General features: G+C 69.7%; 19 protein-coding genes. 10 read left to right on the forward strand and 9 right to left on the reverse strand.

The window, feature by feature from the left end; all coding sequences use genetic code 11:
• Positions 1–68: 68 nt before the first annotated feature.
• A complete protein-coding gene (locus ABFX50_RS07100) occupies positions 69–1,055 on the reverse strand; it encodes a GNAT family N-acetyltransferase (protein ID WP_346144328.1) in 987 nt (328 codons plus the stop codon).
• A 64-nt stretch (positions 1,056–1,119) separates the two neighbouring features.
• Entirely contained in the window at positions 1,120–1,365 is a 246-nt protein-coding gene (locus ABFX50_RS07105) for a DUF2630 family protein (protein WP_346130570.1), read from the reverse strand.
• A gap of 38 nt (positions 1,366–1,403) precedes the next feature.
• Here ABFX50_RS07105 and ddaH (ABFX50_RS07110) point away from each other — a divergent pair, with 38 nt between their 5' ends.
• Together ddaH (ABFX50_RS07110) and leuA are read left to right on the forward strand one after the other, a co-directional pair.
• Positions 1,404–2,165 carry a dimethylargininase gene (gene ddaH, locus ABFX50_RS07110; protein ID WP_346144330.1) on the forward strand — a complete coding sequence of 254 codons (762 nt, stop codon included), beginning with the start codon at positions 1,404–1,406 and terminating at the stop codon, positions 2,163–2,165.
• A gap of 154 nt (positions 2,166–2,319) precedes the next feature.
• Positions 2,320–4,026: a 2-isopropylmalate synthase gene (gene leuA, locus ABFX50_RS07115; RefSeq protein WP_346144332.1), complete on the forward strand. Its 1,707-nt coding sequence runs from the start codon at positions 2,320–2,322 to the stop codon at positions 4,024–4,026.
• A gap of 95 nt (positions 4,027–4,121) precedes the next feature.
• Here the strand turns inward: leuA and ABFX50_RS07120 are convergent, their stop codons facing one another.
• Positions 4,122–4,820: a TetR/AcrR family transcriptional regulator gene (locus ABFX50_RS07120; protein WP_346144333.1), complete on the reverse strand. Its 699-nt coding sequence runs from the start codon at positions 4,818–4,820 to the stop codon at positions 4,122–4,124.
• 113 nt (positions 4,821–4,933) lie between these two features.
• Between ABFX50_RS07120 and ABFX50_RS07125 the strand changes: the two genes are divergently transcribed.
• The 3 genes from ABFX50_RS07125 to ABFX50_RS07135 are packed head-to-tail and all read left to right on the forward strand — an operon-like array spanning position 4,934 to position 7,145.
• Complete coding sequence (locus tag ABFX50_RS07125) at positions 4,934–5,287, forward strand: YrdB family protein (RefSeq protein WP_346144335.1); 354 nt, start codon at positions 4,934–4,936, stop codon at positions 5,285–5,287.
• 56 nt (positions 5,288–5,343) lie between these two features.
• Positions 5,344–6,255, forward strand: a complete 912-nt coding sequence (locus ABFX50_RS07130) for an NAD-dependent epimerase/dehydratase family protein (RefSeq protein ID WP_346144337.1) — start codon at positions 5,344–5,346, stop codon at positions 6,253–6,255.
• A complete protein-coding gene (locus tag ABFX50_RS07135) occupies positions 6,252–7,145 on the forward strand; it encodes a Gfo/Idh/MocA family protein (RefSeq protein ID WP_346144338.1) in 894 nt (297 codons plus the stop codon). The genes ABFX50_RS07130 and ABFX50_RS07135 overlap by 4 nt, the downstream gene beginning before the upstream one ends.
• Positions 7,146–7,268: 123 nt before the next feature.
• Here the strand turns inward: ABFX50_RS07135 and ABFX50_RS07140 are convergent, their stop codons facing one another.
• The gene (locus ABFX50_RS07140; protein WP_346144340.1) at positions 7,269–8,228 is read right to left on the reverse strand and encodes a trypsin-like serine peptidase; all 960 of its coding nucleotides are present in this window, start codon (positions 8,226–8,228) and stop codon (positions 7,269–7,271) included.
• A 239-nt stretch (positions 8,229–8,467) separates the two neighbouring features.
• On the opposite strand from ABFX50_RS07140, the gene ABFX50_RS07145 reads away from it, so the two are divergent.
• A complete protein-coding gene (locus ABFX50_RS07145) occupies positions 8,468–8,839 on the forward strand; it encodes a VOC family protein (protein ID WP_346144342.1) in 372 nt (123 codons plus the stop codon).
• A gap of 4 nt (positions 8,840–8,843) precedes the next feature.
• Here ABFX50_RS07145 and ABFX50_RS07150 read toward each other — a convergent pair whose 3' ends face one another.
• Together ABFX50_RS07150 and ABFX50_RS07155 are read right to left on the reverse strand one after the other, a co-directional pair.
• Positions 8,844–9,323, reverse strand: a complete 480-nt coding sequence (locus ABFX50_RS07150; protein ID WP_346144344.1) for a cupin domain-containing protein — start codon at positions 9,321–9,323, stop codon at positions 8,844–8,846.
• Positions 9,324–9,405: 82 nt separating this feature from the next.
• Positions 9,406–10,683 (reverse strand): Glu/Leu/Phe/Val family dehydrogenase, encoded by a 1,278-nt coding sequence (locus ABFX50_RS07155; RefSeq protein WP_346144345.1) that lies wholly within the window; start codon positions 10,681–10,683, stop codon positions 9,406–9,408.
• A 183-nt stretch (positions 10,684–10,866) separates the two neighbouring features.
• Between ABFX50_RS07155 and ABFX50_RS07160 the strand changes: the two genes are divergently transcribed.
• The 4 genes from ABFX50_RS07160 (at position 10,867) to ABFX50_RS07175 (ending at position 14,927) form a co-directional block, all read left to right on the forward strand.
• Positions 10,867–12,378, forward strand: a complete 1,512-nt coding sequence (locus ABFX50_RS07160) for an alkaline phosphatase D family protein (protein WP_346144347.1) — start codon at positions 10,867–10,869, stop codon at positions 12,376–12,378.
• A gap of 52 nt (positions 12,379–12,430) precedes the next feature.
• On the forward strand, positions 12,431–13,069 hold the full coding sequence (locus ABFX50_RS07165; RefSeq protein ID WP_346130594.1) for a class I SAM-dependent methyltransferase: 639 nt from the start codon (positions 12,431–12,433) through the stop codon (positions 13,067–13,069).
• 66 nt (positions 13,070–13,135) lie between these two features.
• Entirely contained in the window at positions 13,136–13,711 is a 576-nt protein-coding gene (locus tag ABFX50_RS07170) for an RNA polymerase sigma factor (protein ID WP_346144350.1), read from the forward strand.
• Positions 13,704–14,927 carry a CU044_5270 family protein gene (locus ABFX50_RS07175; protein ID WP_346144352.1) on the forward strand — a complete coding sequence of 408 codons (1,224 nt, stop codon included), beginning with the start codon at positions 13,704–13,706 and terminating at the stop codon, positions 14,925–14,927. Before ABFX50_RS07170 ends, ABFX50_RS07175 begins: the two co-directional genes overlap by 8 nt.
• Positions 14,928–14,980: 53 nt before the next feature.
• Here ABFX50_RS07175 and rocD read toward each other — a convergent pair whose 3' ends face one another.
• Genes rocD through ABFX50_RS07190 form a run of 3 tightly spaced genes read right to left on the reverse strand, consistent with a single transcriptional unit; the run spans position 14,981 to position 17,549 of the window.
• Complete coding sequence (gene rocD / locus ABFX50_RS07180; protein ID WP_346130598.1) at positions 14,981–16,189, reverse strand: ornithine--oxo-acid transaminase; 1,209 nt, start codon at positions 16,187–16,189, stop codon at positions 14,981–14,983.
• Between the two features lies 1 nt (position 16,190).
• Positions 16,191–16,988: a dimethylargininase gene (gene ddaH, locus ABFX50_RS07185; RefSeq protein ID WP_183657842.1), complete on the reverse strand. Its 798-nt coding sequence runs from the start codon at positions 16,986–16,988 to the stop codon at positions 16,191–16,193.
• Between the two features lie 48 nt (positions 16,989–17,036).
• A complete protein-coding gene (locus ABFX50_RS07190; RefSeq protein ID WP_346144354.1) occupies positions 17,037–17,549 on the reverse strand; it encodes an Lrp/AsnC family transcriptional regulator in 513 nt (170 codons plus the stop codon).
• Positions 17,550–17,552: the final 3 nt, after the last annotated feature.

Genomic DNA, 17,552 nt, shown 5'->3' on the forward strand with positions numbered 1-17,552 from the left:
GGCTGGTTATCTAACGTCCGCTTAACACAGGGGAAACTTCACCCGGAGAAGATCGTCTCTTTCGGGCGTCAGACGTCCAGGTGCCACGCGTTCCATTCGTCGATCAGCTCGAATCCCATCGCCTCGTTGATCGCCAGCATGTGCGCGTTGGAGGTGGCGTTCCAGGTGATGATGCGCTCCACGTCCGGCTCCATCTCCCTGAACCACAGCAGGTTCGACACCTTCAGCACCATCCCGAGCCTGTGTCCCCTGTGCTCGCGCAGGACGACGGTGTCGGCCTGGCGCCCCCAGCCGTCGGGCTGGGCGAGGTCGACGTAGACGCGCGTGTAGCCGGCGGGCGCTCCGTCGGAGTCGCGTCTGGCGAGCATGCTGTAGGTGAGCTGCGCGAACTCGGAGTCGAGCGCCTCCGAGGCGGCGATGCGCGAGGTGTCCCACTTCATGTCGTCCACGTCGTCGCTCTGGGGCGCGTCGTTCATGCCCTCCATCATCAGCACCAGGTCGTCGTGGAGCTCAGGAGGCGCGGCGCCGATCCAGCGTTCGAGCCGGTAGCCGCCGGCCCGCGCCTCCGCCTCCCCGAGCATGCGCTCGAGCCGGTGCCAGTCGGCCGTGCGAAGGTCGAGCATCCTGCGCGCCTCGCCGAGCGAGGCGGTGAAGCCTCTCGCGCGGGCGAAACCGGCGGCGGGGTCCTTCGTCTCGCCTTCGGCGACCAGCAGGCGGCGGCCGGCCGAACGGAGCCTGTCGGCGGCGTGGGCGAGCAGCGCGGTGCCGAGGCCCCTGCGGCGGCGCTCGGGCCTGACCACCAGCGGGCGCAGCTCCCCCAGGTGGGTGTTGTCGGACATCGGCAGCTCAAGGCCGTACCCGGCCACCACCACGCCGTCCTCGACGACCGCCCACGCCTCCAGGAGATCGCCGGGCAGGCCTCGCGAGACCATCCTGGTGAAGTCGGGCAGCGACATCCGGGGGCCCTGGAGATGGGCGAAGGCCTCCAGGTGCGCGTCGTGCAGCCCTGCCAGCAGGTCACCGGGGCGGTCGAGGTCGATGCGCTGGATGTCCATCTGCCCAGGCAACCCCACGCCGCCCGCTCCCGCCACTGGTTTACCCGCGGTCGGCCGCGGGGTCCTACTGCTGGTAGTTCTCGACCTCACCGGCCGGGCGGGGGGCGGCGTTGTCGGGGTCCTCGCCGACGCCGCGGCGGGCTCTGCGCTGGCGGAGCAGGTCCCAGCACTGGTCCAGGGCCACCTCCAGCTCCTTGACCCTCGCGTTCTCCTCGTCGGTCGTGACCTCGCCCGCGGCCAGCCTGCCGCGCAGCTCGTGCTCCTCGCTGACGAGGGCGTTGATCCTGCTGAGAATCTCGTTGTCCCGCATGGATCAGACTCTAGCCACCACGTGGTAGAAAGCCTCCTATGTCTGGTATTGCGCTGGTCAGAAGGCCAGGACCCCGGGTGGCGGAGGGAATCGTCACCAACATCGAGCGGGAACCCGTGGACGCCGAGCTGGCCGCTCGCCAGCACGGCGCCTACGTGCGCGCGCTGGAGGAGAACGGCTGGCGCGCCGAGCACGTCGAGCGCGCCGACGAGCTGCCCGACGGGCCCTTCGTCGAGGACACGGTCGTGGTGTGCGCGGGCAGGGCCGTGCTCACCAGGCCGGGAGCGCCCGAGCGGCGGCCCGAGGTGGAGAGCGTGGCGGCGGCCGTGAGGAAGCTGGATCTGGAGATCAGGCGCATCGAGGGGGAGGGCACTCTCGACGGAGGCGACGTGCTCCAGGTCGGCTCGCGCGTCTACGTCGGCAGGTCGGCCAGGACCAACGACGAGGGCATCGCGCAGCTGGCCGCGCACCTGCCCGAGCGGGAGATCGTCCCCGTGGAGCTGCGCGGCGTGCTGCACCTGAAGTCGGCGGTGACCGCGCTGCCCGACGGCACGCTCATCGGCGACCCGGCCTGCGTGGACCTGCAGGACCTGCTCGTGCCCGAGGAGGAGTCCGGCTCCCACGTGGTGCTGCTCGGCGGCGAGCGCGTGCTGATGGCCGCCTCGGCGCCGGCGACCGCGGCCACGCTGGAGAGGCGGGGCCTGGAGGTGGTCAGGGTGGACATCTCGGAGTTCGAGAAGCTCGAAGGATGCGTGACGTGCCTGTCCGTGCTCGTCCGATCTCGCGATGTGAGATCTTGACGCTCGCATTCCGCACGGTCTGGTAGCGTGCTTGACATGCTGCATGGACTGCTTCTTAGCTGCCGCGGCGGGGGCCTCTAAAGGCCGGCTCCCTCGTCGCGGAGCGAGTCATGCGCGTCGGCCGCTTCGATCCGACCGACGAGGGATATCCGAGATGACCGCTCAGCAGCCCAGTTCCATGCCCGTCCAGCGCTACCAGCCGTTCGCGCCCATCAGGCTGACCGATCGCACCTGGCCCGACCAGGTCATCACCAAGGCCCCGCGCTGGTGCGCGGTCGACCTGCGTGACGGCAACCAGGCGCTGATCGACCCGATGGACTCCCACCGCAAGCTCAAGATGTTCGAGCTGCTGGTCTCCATGGGCTACAAGGAGATCGAGGTAGGCTTCCCCGCCGCCTCGCAGACCGACTTCGACTTCGTCAGGCAGATCATCGACGAGGGCCGCATCCCCGACGACGTCGTCATCCAGGTGCTGACCCAGGCCAGGCCCGAGCTGATCGAGCGGACCTTCGAGTCCATCCAGGGCGCCAAGCAGGCCATCGTGCACCTGTACAACTCCACCTCCACGCTGCAGCGGCGCGTGGTGTTCGGCCAGGACCGCGACGGCATCACCGCGATCGCCGTCGAGGGCGCCAAGCTGGTGCGCAAGCTGGCCGAGGCCAGTGACGTGGACGTCCACTACCAGTACTCACCCGAGTCGTTCACCGGCACCGAGCTCGAGTACGCGGTCGAGGTGTGCAACGCGGTCAACGACGTCTGGCAGCCCACCCCCGACCGCAAGGTCATCGTCAACCTGCCCGCGACCGTCGAGATGGCCACGCCCAACGTCTACGCCGACCAGATCGAGTGGATGCACAGGAACCTGGCCTACCGCGACTCCGTCATCCTGTCGCTGCACCCGCACAACGACCGCGGCAGCGCCGTGGCCGCCGCCGAGCTGGGCTACATGGCGGGCGCCGACCGCATCGAGGGCTGCCTGTTCGGCAACGGCGAGCGCACGGGCAACGTCTGCCTGGTGACCCTGGGCATGAACCTGTTCTCGCAGGGCGTCGACCCCGAGATCGACTTCAGTGACATCGACGAGATCCGCCGCGTCACCGAGTACTGCAACCAGCTGCCCGTGCACCCGCGCCACCCGTGGGGCGGCGAGCTGGTCTACACCGCCTTCTCCGGCTCCCACCAGGACGCCATCAAGAAGGGCTTCGAGCACATGGAGGCCGACGCGGCCGCCGCGGGCGTGCCCGTCGACTCCTTCACCTGGGCCGTGCCGTACCTGCCGATCGACCCCAAGGACATCGGCCGCACCTACGAGGCGGTCATCAGGGTCAACAGCCAGTCGGGCAAGGGCGGGGTCGCCTACATCATGAAGGCAGACCACCAGCTCGACCTGCCGCGCAGGCTGCAGATCGAGTTCTCCAAGGTCGTGCAGGCGCGCACCGACGCCGAGGGCGGGGAGATCTCTCCTTCGGCGATGTACGACATCTTCACCGACGAGTACCTGCCGAACCCGGCCAACAGGTGGGGCCGGCTCGGCCTCATGGCACACCGGCACGAGTCCACGGTCGACGACAAGGACCGCATCAGCGCCGACGTGCGCATCGACGGGGAGATCCGCGAGGTCGCGGGCACGGGCAACGGCCCCATCTCGGCCTTCATCGACGCGATCTCGTCGATCGGCTTCCAGGTGCGCGTCCTCGACTACGTGGAGCACGCGATGAGCGCCGGCAGCGACGCCAAGGCGGCCTCCTACCTGGAGTGCGACGTCAACGGCGAGGTGCTGTGGGGCGTCGGCGTCGACGGCAACACCACGACGGCCTCGCTCAAGGCGATCATCTCGGCGGTCAACCGCGCCTCCCGCTGACCGCGGTTCTTCCGAGGGCGCGCGTCCCGCGCGCCCTCGCCCCTGCGCCGCCCTCGCCCCTGCGCCGCCCTCGCCGAGCGAGGGCGGCGTTTCGGTCAGGTGAGGCCGATGTAGTGGGCCAGAGAGAGGGCGCCGTGCTCGAACGTGGCCGCCCTCTCGCTGATCACGTTGTTGTACATCCCGAACAGCTCGAAGCTGACCGCCCCGTACATCCAGGTCCAGGCGTGCAGCCCGCGCAGGATGACCTCGTCGGGCACCCCCACGAAGATCGCCTCGCGCAGGGCCTCTGCGTCGTCGTGGAAGCCCACCGGCGCCCGCGTGTCCTGCGGCAGCGTGATCGCGCCAGCCGCGTGAGCGTCCGCGATCAACCGGCCGAACATCACCCCGTCGCGTGACGCCGGGTCGACGGTGTCGGCCGGCGCCTGGTAGCCGGGAACAGGGGTGCCGTGGATCAGCGCGTACTCGTGCGGGTGGGCCAGCGCCCACTCCCGGATCGACCTGGCCATCGCCAGCCAGCGCCCGGTGAAGTCGTCCCTGGCGCAGCCCGCGTCCGCCTGCTCGACCGCGTCGCCGATCGCGTTGTAGGCGTCGATGATCAACGCCGTCAGCAGGTCGTCCTTGGTCGGGAAATAGCGGTAGATGGCGGACGAGACCATGCCCATCTCCCGCGCCACGGCTCGCAGCGACAGGCCCGCGGCGCCCTCGGTCGACAGGTGCCGCCTGGCGATGTCGGTGATCTCTTTGATCAACTCCGCGCGGACACGTTCTCTGGCTGTACGGCTAGCGGTGGTCATGCGTTCACGCTACCAGAGCGCTGCCAATAAACGAGAGCACTGCTCTTGACGACAAGTGCTCTCATGAGAGAGCATTGCTCTCGCAAGGGAACGGCAATCACAAAGGGGTGCGCATGCTCGCCATGGCCAAGGGCGCCAACATGCTCCTGATGTTCCTGCTGGAGATCGGTGTGCTGATCTCCGTTGGATACTGGGGGTTCACGCTCAGCCCCGGCTGGGCGGTGAGGCTGCTGGCGGGGATCGGCGCCCCTGTGCTGTTCGCGGTGCTGTGGGGACTGTTCGCCGCCGGTGGCGGAACCAACGCCACCTACCCGCTGACCGGGATCGCGAGAGGACTGTTCGAGATCGCCTGGTTCGGCGGTGGAGCGCTGGCCCTCCACCTGGCCGGCGCCGCGGCCCCCGCCGCGGTCCTGGCCGTCGCCTTCGTCGTCAACGCGGTCCTCCGGCTGGTCTGGCAGCAGTCCTGAGCCTGTCCGTTCGAGCGGTTTTCGTCAGCTGAAGTTCTTCGGAAAGAGAGTTGATCATGGGTAAGCACATCGTCGTCGGAGCAGGGCAGGTCGGACCGCACGTGGCGCGCAGGCTGATCGCGCAGGGTCACGAGGTCGTCGTCGTCACCCGTTCGGGCAGTGGTCCGGAGGAGGCCACGAGAATCGCGGCGGACGTCACCGACCACGCCAGGATGATCGAGGTCTCCAAGGGTGCCGACGCGATCTACAACTGCGTCAACCCGCAGTACCACCGCTGGCTCACCGACTGGCCGCCGATGGCCGCCTCCTTCATGGCCGCGGCAGAGGCGAGCGGGGCGGTGCTGGTGGCGCTGGGCAACCTCTACCCCTACGGTCCTGTGCGCGGTCCGATGACCGAGGACCTGCCGCTGGCGTCCACCAACCCGAAGGCTCAGGTCAGAGCCAAGATGTGGAACGACATGCGGGCCGCGCACGACGCCGGCAGGATCAGGGCGGTCGAGATCAGGGGATCGGACTACTTCGGCCCCGGCACCACCGACCAGTCCTACCTGGGCGACAGGTTCATCGTGCCGCTCAAGGCCGGCAAGACCGTGCCGCTCATCTGGCCCGCCGACATCCCGCACAGCTGGACCTACCTGCCCGACGTGGCCGAGGCGCTGGTCGTCGCGGCGGGCGACGAGCGGGCCTGGGGCAGGCCGTGGCACGTGCCGACCACCGAGCCGCAGACGTTCAGGCAGCTGGGCGAGCGGATGGCGGCCATCCTCGGCAGGCCCGCGCCGAAGCTGATGCAGCTGCCGTGGCCGCTGATGCGCGCGATCGGCCTGTTCAACCCGATGATCGGCGAGCTGCGGCACACCCGCTACCAGTTCGTCGCGCCTTACGAGCTCGACTCCTCGGCCTTCACCGCCACATTCGGCGTCAAGCCCACGCCTCTCGACCAGGCGCTCCGCACTACGCTCGGGGCATGAAGATTGCCATGATCGGGCTCGGCGACATCGCGGAGAAGGCCTACCTCCCCGTGCTGTCCGCCCAGCCCGACCTCGACCTGCACCTGTGCACGCGAAACGAGCGGACGCTGCGCCGCCTCGGCGACGCCCACCGCGTCGCCGAGCGGTCCACGTCGGTCGAGGAGGTGATCAAGGCGGGCGTCGACGCTGCCTTCGTCCACGCGGCCACCGAGGCCCACAGCGAGATCGTGGAGGCGCTGATCATGGCGGGGGTGCAGGTCTACGTGGACAAGCCCATCGCCTACACCCTGGAGGAGACCCGCCACCTCGTACGGCTGGCCGCCGACGAGGGCGTCTCGCTCATGGTCGGCTTCAACAGGCGTCACGCGCCCGGCTACACCGCCCTGATGGAGCTCTCCCGGCACCTGGTGCTCATGCAGAAGAACCGTCCCTCCCTGCCCGACACGCCCAGGCGAGCCGTCTTCGACGACTTCATCCACGTGGTCGACACGCTCCGCTTCCTCGCACCCGGCCCTGTCACGGAGCGGCGGATCAGGACCAGGACGCGCGAGGGGCTGGTGGAGCACCTCGTGCTGGAGCTGTCGGGCGAGGGGTTCACCGCCCACGGCGTCATGAACAGGATCGGCGCCGCCTCGGAGGAGAGCGTCGAGGTGCTGGGCGACGGGGTGAAGCGGCGGGTGGTCAACCTCGGTGACGTGGTCGACTACGCCCCCGAGGGGGAGCGGCTCGTACGGCGGCCCGACTGGGTGCCCGTCTCGCGCCAACGGGGGATCGAGCAGGTGTGCCTGGCGTTCCTGTCGGCGGTGCGCGAGGGAGAGGTCATCAGCGCGGAGGACGCGCTGGTCACCCACGAGATCTGCGAGGACATCGTCGCCGCCTGCAACCCCTGAGAGCCGCCCGCGCTCCGGGAGCGCAGGCGGCGAAATCGCCCGTGTTCCCGCAGGCGGCGAAAGACGCCTGCGCCCCGAGGCGGCGAAAGCCGCCTGAGGGCGCCGAGCGCGAAGGGCGCGTCCTCAGTGGCGCATCACGTGGTCGGCTCGCGCGAGAAGGCGGCCGAAGGGCCTGGGCGTCAGCCGCGTCAACACGGTGAAACCCGCGGGCTCGCGCAGCGGGCTGGAGGAGGAGACCACCCCCGCCACCACGCCCGCGCGCACCGCGGGCCCGCCGCTGGTCCCGTTGGCCGCCTGGCAGTTGTGGGTGACCAGCACGCCGGGCCCCGCCGCGCCGCCGTCGACCGCGTCGCCCAGGCACCGGTACATGTCGGTGCCAGGGTAGGAGCGCCCGACCGGGTAACCGAGCAGCTCGAGTCCTTTCACCGCGCTCCTCCTGGGGGTCAGGAGCGGCCGCAGCCCTGGGCCCGTGACCTCCTCAAGGAGCTTGTCGCCTCTCATCACCCCTGCCACGCCGAAGTCGTAGGGCAGCTGCTCGGGCGAGTAGGGCCGTTCCCTCCAGCGCCTCGGCACCCAGACGCGCACCGCGGGCCAGACTCCTCGCGAGGACCTGCCGGCGTCCAGGGAGTTGTAGGCGGGCAGGAAGGCCACGTGGGAAAGGGGGCGGCCACCGGCGTACAGGCAGTGGGCGGCCGTCAGCACCAGGCTGCGGCTGCGCGACCTGATGACCGCCGCCCCGCAGGCGATGTCCGTGCCGGCCACGGGATCGTGGCTCAGCAGGATCCCCGCCAGCCGGTGCGCCCCCGTGTAGGGCCTGTCCACGAGGGAGTAGCCCAGACGGTCGCCGCCCGGCGTGAGCACCTTCCTGCCCGGCACGGTACGGCGCGCCCCGTAACCGAGCGGCACCTCCGGAGGCGCGGAATCCGGAGGTGCCACGTCGAGGCGGGGGAAGGGGAGCAGATCGGCGGGCCTGGCGTTGACGATCCGTTCGCGGCTCCAGTAGCCGACGGTGTCCCGCGAGTCCCGTGTGGGAGCGGGGCCGCCGTGCAGGAGCAGACACACCGCGAGAACCAGCCTGAGCACCCATCCCCCTTGAGTTGATCATTCAACACTAGAGGATCACGCGCTCCTTGCCGTGTAACGTTCGGCCAGGTCACGCAGCATGGCGTGGGCAGAGCCCCACACTCGGGATGCTTGAGCACCGCCTTGGGCAGCTTCGCCACCATCGTGTGGGTGATGTCGCGGACGTGGCCTACGGGCGCTTCGCCCGCCTGGCTGCCTGACCCATTGCCAGGACGGCTGGTCGGTGGTGCGCTGGAGTCATGGCTGTCGACCTGAACCACACCATCGTGCCGAGCAGGAACAAGCGGATCTCGGCGGAGTTCCTCGCCGAGATCCTGGGTCTGAAGGCGGGGCCGCAGTGGGGGCCGTTCGTCCCCGTCGAGACCGCCAACGGCGTCACGCTCGACTACATGGACGCGGAGGAGTTCCGCGCCCTGCACTTCTGCTTCATCGTCAGCGAGCCCGAGTTCGACGAGATCTTCGGGCGCATCAGGGAGCGGGGCCTGGCGTACTACGCCGATCCCGGACATCGCGAGGCGGGTGAGATCAACCACCTCTACGGCGGGCGCGGCGTCTACTTCGACGACCCCGACGGCCACAACATGGAGGTCATCACCGCGCCCTACGCGTAGAGGGTCAGAGCCAGTAGTTGTCGTGGCGCAGGTAGAACTCCGCCTTCTCCTCGTCGCTCATGCCGGCGATGTCGAGCAGGCCCTCGAAGTAGCCCTCGCGCGGCGCGCCGGGTGAGAAGTGCAGCAGCATGGAGGCGGGCTCGCCCGACTCGTTGCGGAAGCCGTGCGTGCCGCCCGCGGGCACGTGCACCCAGTCGCCGGGCTTGGTGTCGATCCAGCGGTCGCCGTTGTAGATCTTGACGGTGCCCTCGAGGATGAAGAACGACTCGGTGATCGTCTTGTGGAAGTGCGGGCCTGGCCCGGTGGGCGTCGGGCCCATGTTCCAGCGGTAGAGGCCGAACAGTCCGCCGGTGGAGGCACCGGTGGCCAGGTAGTCCACGGTGTTGCCGGTGGGGTAGACGAGGTTGGGCTCGGAGCCCGCCGGCCGGTAGACGGCGCTGGACTCGCCCTTGTCGTCGAAGTAGATCGGATCGGGATATGTCATGAGCTGATCCTAGGGAGAGCCGCGCAGGCGCGGCCCCTCGCCCGCGTACGTGACGAGAGGGCCGCGCCTGCCGGGCGAGAGATCAGGGGTAGAGACCGCGCATCTGGTGGGCCTCGGCGACGCGGCCGACGCCGATGACGTGGGCGGCCTGGCGCAGGGTCAGCCCGCGCGCCGCGGCGACCGACTTCACCTCCGAGAAGGCGCCCTCCATCAGGTCGCGCAGCCTGACCTCGACCTCGCTGGCGCTCCAGGAGTAGGCCTGCATGTTCTGCACCCACTCCAGGTACGACACGATCACCCCGCCCGCGTTGGCCAGGATGTCGGGGACGATCGTGGTGCCCTGCGCCGCGAGGATCTCGTCGGCCTCGGGCGTGGTCGGCCCGTTGGCGCCCTCGACGATGAGCCTGGCCCTGACGCGAGGCGCGTTCGAGGCGGTGATGGCTCCTTCGAGCGCGGCGGGGACCAGCACGTCGACGTCCAGCTCCAGCAGCTCGTCGTGGGCGAGCGCGTCCGCGTGGCGGTAGCTGGCGACGCTGCCGGTCTCCGTCACCCAGGCGCGCAGGTCGGCCACGTCGAGGCCCGAGGAGTTGTGGACGGCGCCGCTGACGTCCGACACCGCCACGACCCGGGCGCCCGCGTCGGCGAGGTACTGCGCGGCCAGCGCGCCGACCTTGCCGAAGCCCTGGACGGCGACGGTGACGCCCTCGGGGGAGCGGCCGAGCGCGGTCAGCGTCGCGATCTGCACGCCGCGCGAGGTCGCCCCCGTGCGGCCCAGCGACCCGCCCAGCGTCATCGGCTTGCCGGTGACGACGCCGGGCACCGAGTACCCGGCGTTGACGCTGTAGGTGTCCATGATCCACGCCATGGTCTGCTCGTCGGTGCCGACGTCGGGCGCGGGGATGTCCTTCTCGGGGCCGATGAGCGGCAGGATCTCGTTGACGTAGCGGCGGGTCAGCCGCTCGAGCTCGCGCGTGCTGAGCACGGTGGGGTCGACGGAGACGCCGCCCTTGGCGCCGCCGTACGGGATGCCCACCAGCGCGCACTTCCACGTCATCCACATGGCCAGCGCGGTGACCTCGTGGATGTCGGTGGAGGGGTGGAAGCGGATGCCGCCCTTGGCGGGTCCGCGCGAGACGTTGTGCTGGACCCGGAAGCCCTGCACCACGTCGAGGCTGCCGTCCTCGCGGCGGACGGGAACCGAGACGGTCAGCGAGCGGCGCGGCGTGGCGAGCATCGTGCGCAGCCCGTCGTCGAGACCGAGCTCCTCGGCGGCCTGGCCGAGCTGGTGGAGAGCGGAGTCGAGGGCCTGTTGTCCAGGGGTGATCAGGGCCGGCGTCCTTGACGGCACCATGACGCTCATGGAAGGAGTTCCTCCTGTTATGTACGCCCAAAAGAGGGAAAAGCGCCATTGCTTAACCCGTGGGCGGTTCTGTAGGCGATCAGCCTAGCCAGAATCCAAGCCGGACATGAGCACTATGGGAACGTGCCACTCTGGCAGTCTTGAGAGTGAAACCGCGCCGAATTGTCACAACGAAGGACTCGGATGTCATCTTTGGTCGTCGGTCCGATGCTGCGTTACGTCGACTCCACCCGCGCCTCCATCTGGGTGGAGACGTCCGAGCCCTGCGTGGTCACGGTGTGCGGGGGGTGGGGGACCCCGACGTTCGCCGTGCACGGACACCACTACGCGATCGTCGATCTGGAGGGGTTCGAGGGGGAGTACACCGTCGAGCTGAACGGTGAGCAGGTGTGGCCCGAGAGCGACAGGCCCAGCCGCATCAGGCTGCTGCCGCCCGAGGGGCCGGAGAGGGTGATGTTCGGCTCGTGCCGTACCAGCGTGCCCCATGACGCGGCGCACACCGCCACGCACGGGGTGGACGTGCTGCGCGCCTACGCCCGCAGCGGGGAGCCGCTGCCCGACCTGCTGCTGATGCTCGGCGACCAGGTCTACGCCGACAAACCCTCGCCCAGGATGCTGGAGTTCATCGCGGGGCGCAGGAAGCCGGGCGAGGAGCCGGCCAAGGAGATCGCCGACTTCGAGGAGTACGCCGAGCTCTACAGGACCGCCTGGAGCGACCCCGACATCAGGTGGCTGCTGTCGACCGTGCCGACGGCGATGATCTTCGACGACCACGACCTGCGCGACGACTGGAACACCTCCAAGGACTGGCGCATCAAGATGGCCAGGACGAGCTGGTGGCGCAGGCGGGTCGTGGCGGGGCTCGGGGCGTACTGGGTCTACCAGCACCTGGGCAACCTCTCACCGGAGGAGCGCGCCGACGACCCGCTGCTGGCGGCGCTGCGCGCGGGCGAGGGCGCCACGGCACTGGACGAGTTCGCCTACCAGGCCGACGCCGAGCCGACCAGCAACAGGTGGAGCTACGCCCGCGACCTCGGGCACTCCAGGCTCATCATCATCGACACCCGGTGCGCCAGGCAGCTGACCCCCCGCGACCGCAGGATGCTCGACGCGGGGGAGTGGGCCTGGCTGGAGGAGCAGATCGAGGGGGCGAGCGGGCGGTTGATCATCGGCTCGTCGATCCCGTTCCTGCTGCCCGAGGGCGTCCACTTCGTGCAGAACTGGAACGAGGCGCTGTGCGACGGGAAGTGGGGCAGGCTGGTCGCGCGGGCGTCCGAGATCTTCAGGCAGTCCTTCGACCTGGAGCACTGGGGCGCCTTCCGTCGTTCCTTCGACGACCTGTCCAGGCTCCTGATCAAGATCGACAAGCCGGTCTTCATCCTCTCGGGCGATGTGCACTACTCCTACCTGGCGCAGGCTCCGGGGCGGATCTACCAGGTCGTGTGCTCCCCGATCCGCAACCCGCTGAGCATGGCGCTGCGCCTGGCCAACATCTTCACCCAGTTCGGCGTCGCCACGCTCATCGGCGGCACGCTCGCCAGGCTCGCCCGCATCCCCCGCCCGCCGTTCCGGTGGAAGGTGACCAAGGGGCCGATGTTCCAGAACGCGCTCGCGTCGCTGGACTTCTCCGACAAGGTCACCGTTACGTGGTACGGCGAGACGTTGGATCCGCTAGAAACTGTGCATGACCTCTGACCAATATGCCGTGGCTGTCCCTTTCTATGACTTGTGGCACGAGGACGGGCACGTGCCCGAGATCCGGGAGAAGCTGCCTGCGCTGGTGAAGGGCTCGGTGCTGGAGATCGGCGCGGGCACCGGCCTCATCACCGAGGTCATCGCCGACGCGACCGACGGCGAGATCTTCGCCCTCGAGCCCTCGCTCGGCATGCGCTCGGTGCTGCTGTCCAGGCTCGCGGGCCGGCGCGAGCTGCTGGAGCGGGTGACCGTCCTGCCGTACGGCGCGCTCGACGTCGAGCTCGACGAGCCGGTTGACATGATCGTGATGATCGCTGTCCTCTACTCGATCGAGGACCGCGCGAGCCTCTGGGCGACCCTCGCCAGGCAGCTCGTCCCCGGAGGGCGGCTGGTGTTCAACTTCAGGGAGCGAGAGGCCCCGACGCCTGGCGACGATGCGGAGATGGCCTCCTACCGGGTCGGCAGGCACACCTACGAGCTGTGGGGCAGGACGCTCGAGGTCGAGGGCGAGCGCATCTCGGCCCGCTTCCGCTACGTGATCAGGCACGGCGGCGAGGTCATCAGCGAGGACGTCGTCGACAGCGTCACCCACAGGCCCTCGCTCGCCACCCTGGTCGCCGAGCTGACCGAGGCGGGCTTCACGCGGGAGGACGCGCCCGAGGGGCTGCTCGTGTGGGGGCTCGCAAAGTAGGTGGAACCGGACTCCGGCCTGCGGCCAAGTACTGATTGACCGCAGAAAGGACTCCCTCCCGTGGTGATGGCGCAGGCGTTGGACGACGCGACGCTGGTCGGACAGTCGATGAGCGAACCCGAGCTGTTCGCGACGCTGTTCGACCGGCACGCCGATGAGATCTTCAGGTACGCCGCACGGCGGCTCGGCCCCGAACTGGCCGAGGACGCCGTGGGCGAGGTGTTCCTCGCCGCCTTCCGCGGCAGGGCGCGCTACGACCGCACGCGACCGGACGCCAGGCCATGGCTGTACGGCATCGCGACCAACGTCGTGGCGCAGCACCGCAGGGCAGAGCGCCGCCGTACCCGGGCCATGGCACGGCTGGCGCCCGACAGGCCCGGATCCTTCGACGAGCGAAGCGCCGACCGTGTCACCGCCGAGCAGCTTCAGCCCAGGCTCGCCAAGGCGCTCACGCGGCTCTCGGCGGCCGAACGGGATCTGTTGCTGCTGGTGGCGTGGGCGGACCTGACCTACGAGGATGTGGCGCTCGCGCTGGACATCCCCGTCGGCACGGTCCGCTCCCGGCTGCACCGGCTCAGGACCAAGGTGCGCAGGGCCCTCGGCGGCATCGACCCTTTCCGAGAGGAGCCCGAGCATGGATGACGAGATCAGGATCTTCGCCGAGGGACGCCCGGACGTCCCGCCGTACCCGCGGGAGGCGCGCGAGGCCGCGCGCAGGCGGCTGCTGGAGGAGACCAGGGCCAGGCGCGGATTCAGACTTCCGCGCCTGGGCTGGCAGGCCGCGGGGGCCTTCGGGCTGACCGTGGCGCTGGTCGGGGGCGTGGCGTTCACGCTGTCGTCCACCCAGCGGGACGGCACGGCGGCCCGTCCCGCGGGGGCGGTCACGGTGGCACCTCCCACGGAAGCGGTCACGGTGGAGGCGGGCGGCGAGCTCGACCCGAAGCCGGGGCAGTTCGTCCTGGTGGAGTCGGAGACGATGTACCCCTCCTACTCCTTCGGTGAGCAGGAGTCGCGCCACCTCTACAGGACCAAGCGGCAGCTGTGGCGCTCGGTGGACGCCAGCGCCGACGGGCTGATGTCGATCGAGGGCATGGAGCCCAGGCAGTTCCCCGGCTGGCCGCTGCCGGAGCATGCCCGGAAGTGGCAGGGAACCGACTGGCACCGCCTGGCCTCGTGCCCCGACACTCTGGGCGCCTTCCGCAACGACTACGCCTTCCTGTCCACGCTGCCGGACGATCCCGAGCGCATGAAGGACTTCCTCGCTCAGCGGGCCAAGAACACCAACGACGACGCCTTCCGCGCCGCGGCGGACCTGATCAGGGAGACCTACGTGCCGAAGGCGCAGCGCGCCGCGCTGTTCGCCGCGATGAAGGAGCTGCCGGGGGTGGAGGTCGCCGAAGGCGTGGAGGACGGGGCGGGTCGCAAGGGGACCGCTCTCGGCAGGGCGGCGCCCGAGCAGGGAACGGTGGAGCAGCTCATCTTCGACCCTGAGACGTTCGCGTTCATGGGCGAGCGGGGCACGGTCGTCGACGAGAAGGCCGCGAAGGCTCCGGTGGGCACGCTGCTGTCTCTCACGGCCCAGACGGCGGTCTCGGTCGTGGACACCCTGCCCGACGCTCCGACGGCGGGGCACGACAGCGCGTGCGACCCGCAGCCGACGCCCTCGCAGGAGCCGGTGAAGCCGACCCCGACAGGGACGGCGCCCGACGTCGAGCCCACGCCCATCCCCTCGCCTCCGGCGAAGCCGAGGCGCTCGGCCGACCCCTCGGCGCCGGAGTCGATCGAGCCCACGCCTGTTCCGACCGAGACGCCGAGCGATCCCGCGACGGCCACTGTCGTGCCCACCAGGACGGGCTGACCCCAGAAGGTACGGCTCCCGCCCTCGCGGCGCGAGCCGTACCTCCTTGGGCGCTACCTGAACGAGGCGATCGCGTCGGCCAGTTGGTCCACGGCCCACAGGAGATCCTCCTGCGAGATCACGATCGGCGGAGCGAGCCTGATCGTGGAGCCGTGGGTGTCCTTGGCCAGCACGCCGCGCGCCATGAGCGCCTTGGACACCTCACGCCCCGTGGCCAGCGAGGGGTCGATGTCGACGCCGGCCCACAGTCCCCGCCCGCGTACGGTGACCACGCCGTGGCCGATCATCTCGCGCAGCCTGGCGTGCAGCACCTCGCCGAGCTGGGCGGCGCGCTCCTGGAACTCGCCGGTGTTGAGGATCTCGATCACGGCGTTGCCCACCGCGCACGCCAGCGGGTTGCCGCCGAAGGTGGAGCCGTGCTGGCCAGGCTTGATCACGCCGAGCACGTCCTCATCGGCCGCGATGGCGCTGACCGGCACCACCCCACCGCCCAGCGCCTTGCCCAGGATGTACATGTCGGGCACGACGCCCTCGTGGTCGCAGGCGAAGGTCTTGCCGGTGCGGCCGAGCCCGGACTGGATCTCATCGGCGATCATCAGGATGCCCTGCGAGGTGCACAGCTCACGCACCTGGCGCAGGTAGCCGTCCGGCGGCACCAGCACGCCCGCCTCGCCCTGGATCGGCTCCAGCAGCACCGCCACCGTGTTGGCGTCGATCGCGTCGCGGATCGCCTCGACCGAGCCGTACTTCACGACTGTGAACCCGGGCGTGTAGGGCCCGAAGTCGTCGTGCGCGTCGGGATCGGTGGAGAAGCTGATGATCGTGGTGGTGCGGCCGTGGAAGTTGTCCTCCATCACGATGATGTTGGCCTGCTCGGGGGCGACGCCCTTGACCTGGTAGCCCCACTTACGGGCGACCTTGATCGCGGTCTCGACGGCCTCGGCGCCGGTGTTCATCGGCAGGATCATGTCCTTGCCGGTCAGGTCGCCCAGCCCGGCGCAGAAGGCGGCGAACTGGTCGTGGTAGAACGCTCTGCTGGTCAGGGTGAGGTTGTCGAGCTGCTCGTGCGCCGCCTGGAGGATCTTCGGGTTGCCGTGGCCGAAGTTGAGGCTGGAATAGCCGGACAGGAAGTCCAGGTAACGCTTGCCCTCCACGTCGGTCACCCAGGCGCCGTGCGCCTCGTGGATGACGATGGGCAGCGGGTGATAGTTGTGGGCGCTGCGGCGCTCGCTCACGTCGATGTGTTCTGCGCTCGTGGTCATGTCAGTTTTCCCCCCTGATTTCCAGTGTGCAGCACTTGGGACCCCCGCCTGCCTTGCGCAACTCGGAGAGCTCGACGGGGATCACCTCGTATCCGCGCCGCTTGAGGTCCAGCTGGAGGTCGTGGGCCTCCGAGTTGATCACGATGTGCTCGCCGTCGCTGACCGCGTTGAGGCCGAGCACCTCGGCGTCGTCGGCGCCCGCGATCACGGCGTCGGGGAACATCCTGCGCAGGACGCGGAGGCTCCCCTCGGAGAACGCTCCAGGGTAGTAGGCGATATTCCGCCCGTGCAGGGGGAACAGCGCGGTGTCGAGGTGGTAGAAGCGCGGGTCCACCAGCGTCAGCGAGACGACGGGGCGGCCGAGGAACTCCTGCGCCTCGCCGTGCGCCTCCCGCGAGGTGCGGAAGCCGGTGCCCGCCAGGATCACCTCGTCCATCGCGAGGAAGTCGCCCTCGCCCTCGTTCACGTGGACCGCCTCGTGCGTCGGGAAGCCGCGCTCGGCGAACCAGTTCAGGTAGGCAGGGCCCTCGGCGGCCCGCTCGGGGAAGGCGAAGCGCGCGCCGTAGACCCTGCCGCCCGCCACGAGCGCGCCGTTGGCCGCGAACACCATGTCGGGCAGGCCCTCGATCGGGTCGATCAGGCTGACCGTGTGACCGAGAGCCTCGTAGGCGGCTTTCAGCCCCTCCCACTGCCTGACGGCCACGTCGCGGTCGGCGCCCGCCTCCGGGTCCATCCACGGATTGATCGCGTACTCCACCGTGAAGAAGTCAGGGCGGCACATCAGGTAGTGCTTGGGCATGCTGCGGCTCCAACGTCGAAGGGGACGCCGCAAGCCTAGGAACAGCGTTTACGCAGGCCAAGCTGCTGGTATTGCGTGTTCGCGCGGGTCCGTTGCGTCTTGCCGCCGCGCCGCGCCGATTCGTTGCGCGTCGTCCACCAGGCGGGAGAGCACGATCGAGCTCTTGGTCCTGACGACGAACGGCTCGGCCGCGATCCGCTCGATGACCCGCTCGACATGGCGCACGTCGGTGGCCCTGATGTGCAGCAGCGCGTCGGCCTCGCCGGTGATCGTGCACGCCGAGACGACCTCGGGATGCTGGGCGACGGCGATGCCGATCGCCGAGGGGGAGGTCTTGCCCTGGCAGAACAGCTCGACGTACGCCTCGGTGGTCCAGCCCAGCGCCTGGGGCGAGATGCGGGCGCTGAAGCCGGTGATCGCGCCTGTCTCCCTCAGCCGGTCCACCCTGCGCTTCACCGCCGACGCCGACAGCCCGATCCTGTGCCCGATTTCCGCATATGTCGCCCGGGCATCCTCGACGAGGGCCCCGATAATGTCCCGATCCAACCGATCCAGTTCCACGTC

The sequence above is a fragment of the Nonomuraea recticatena genome (assembly GCF_039533245.1).
In the GTDB taxonomy this organism is placed as follows: domain Bacteria; phylum Actinomycetota; class Actinomycetes; order Streptosporangiales; family Streptosporangiaceae; genus Nonomuraea; species Nonomuraea roseola.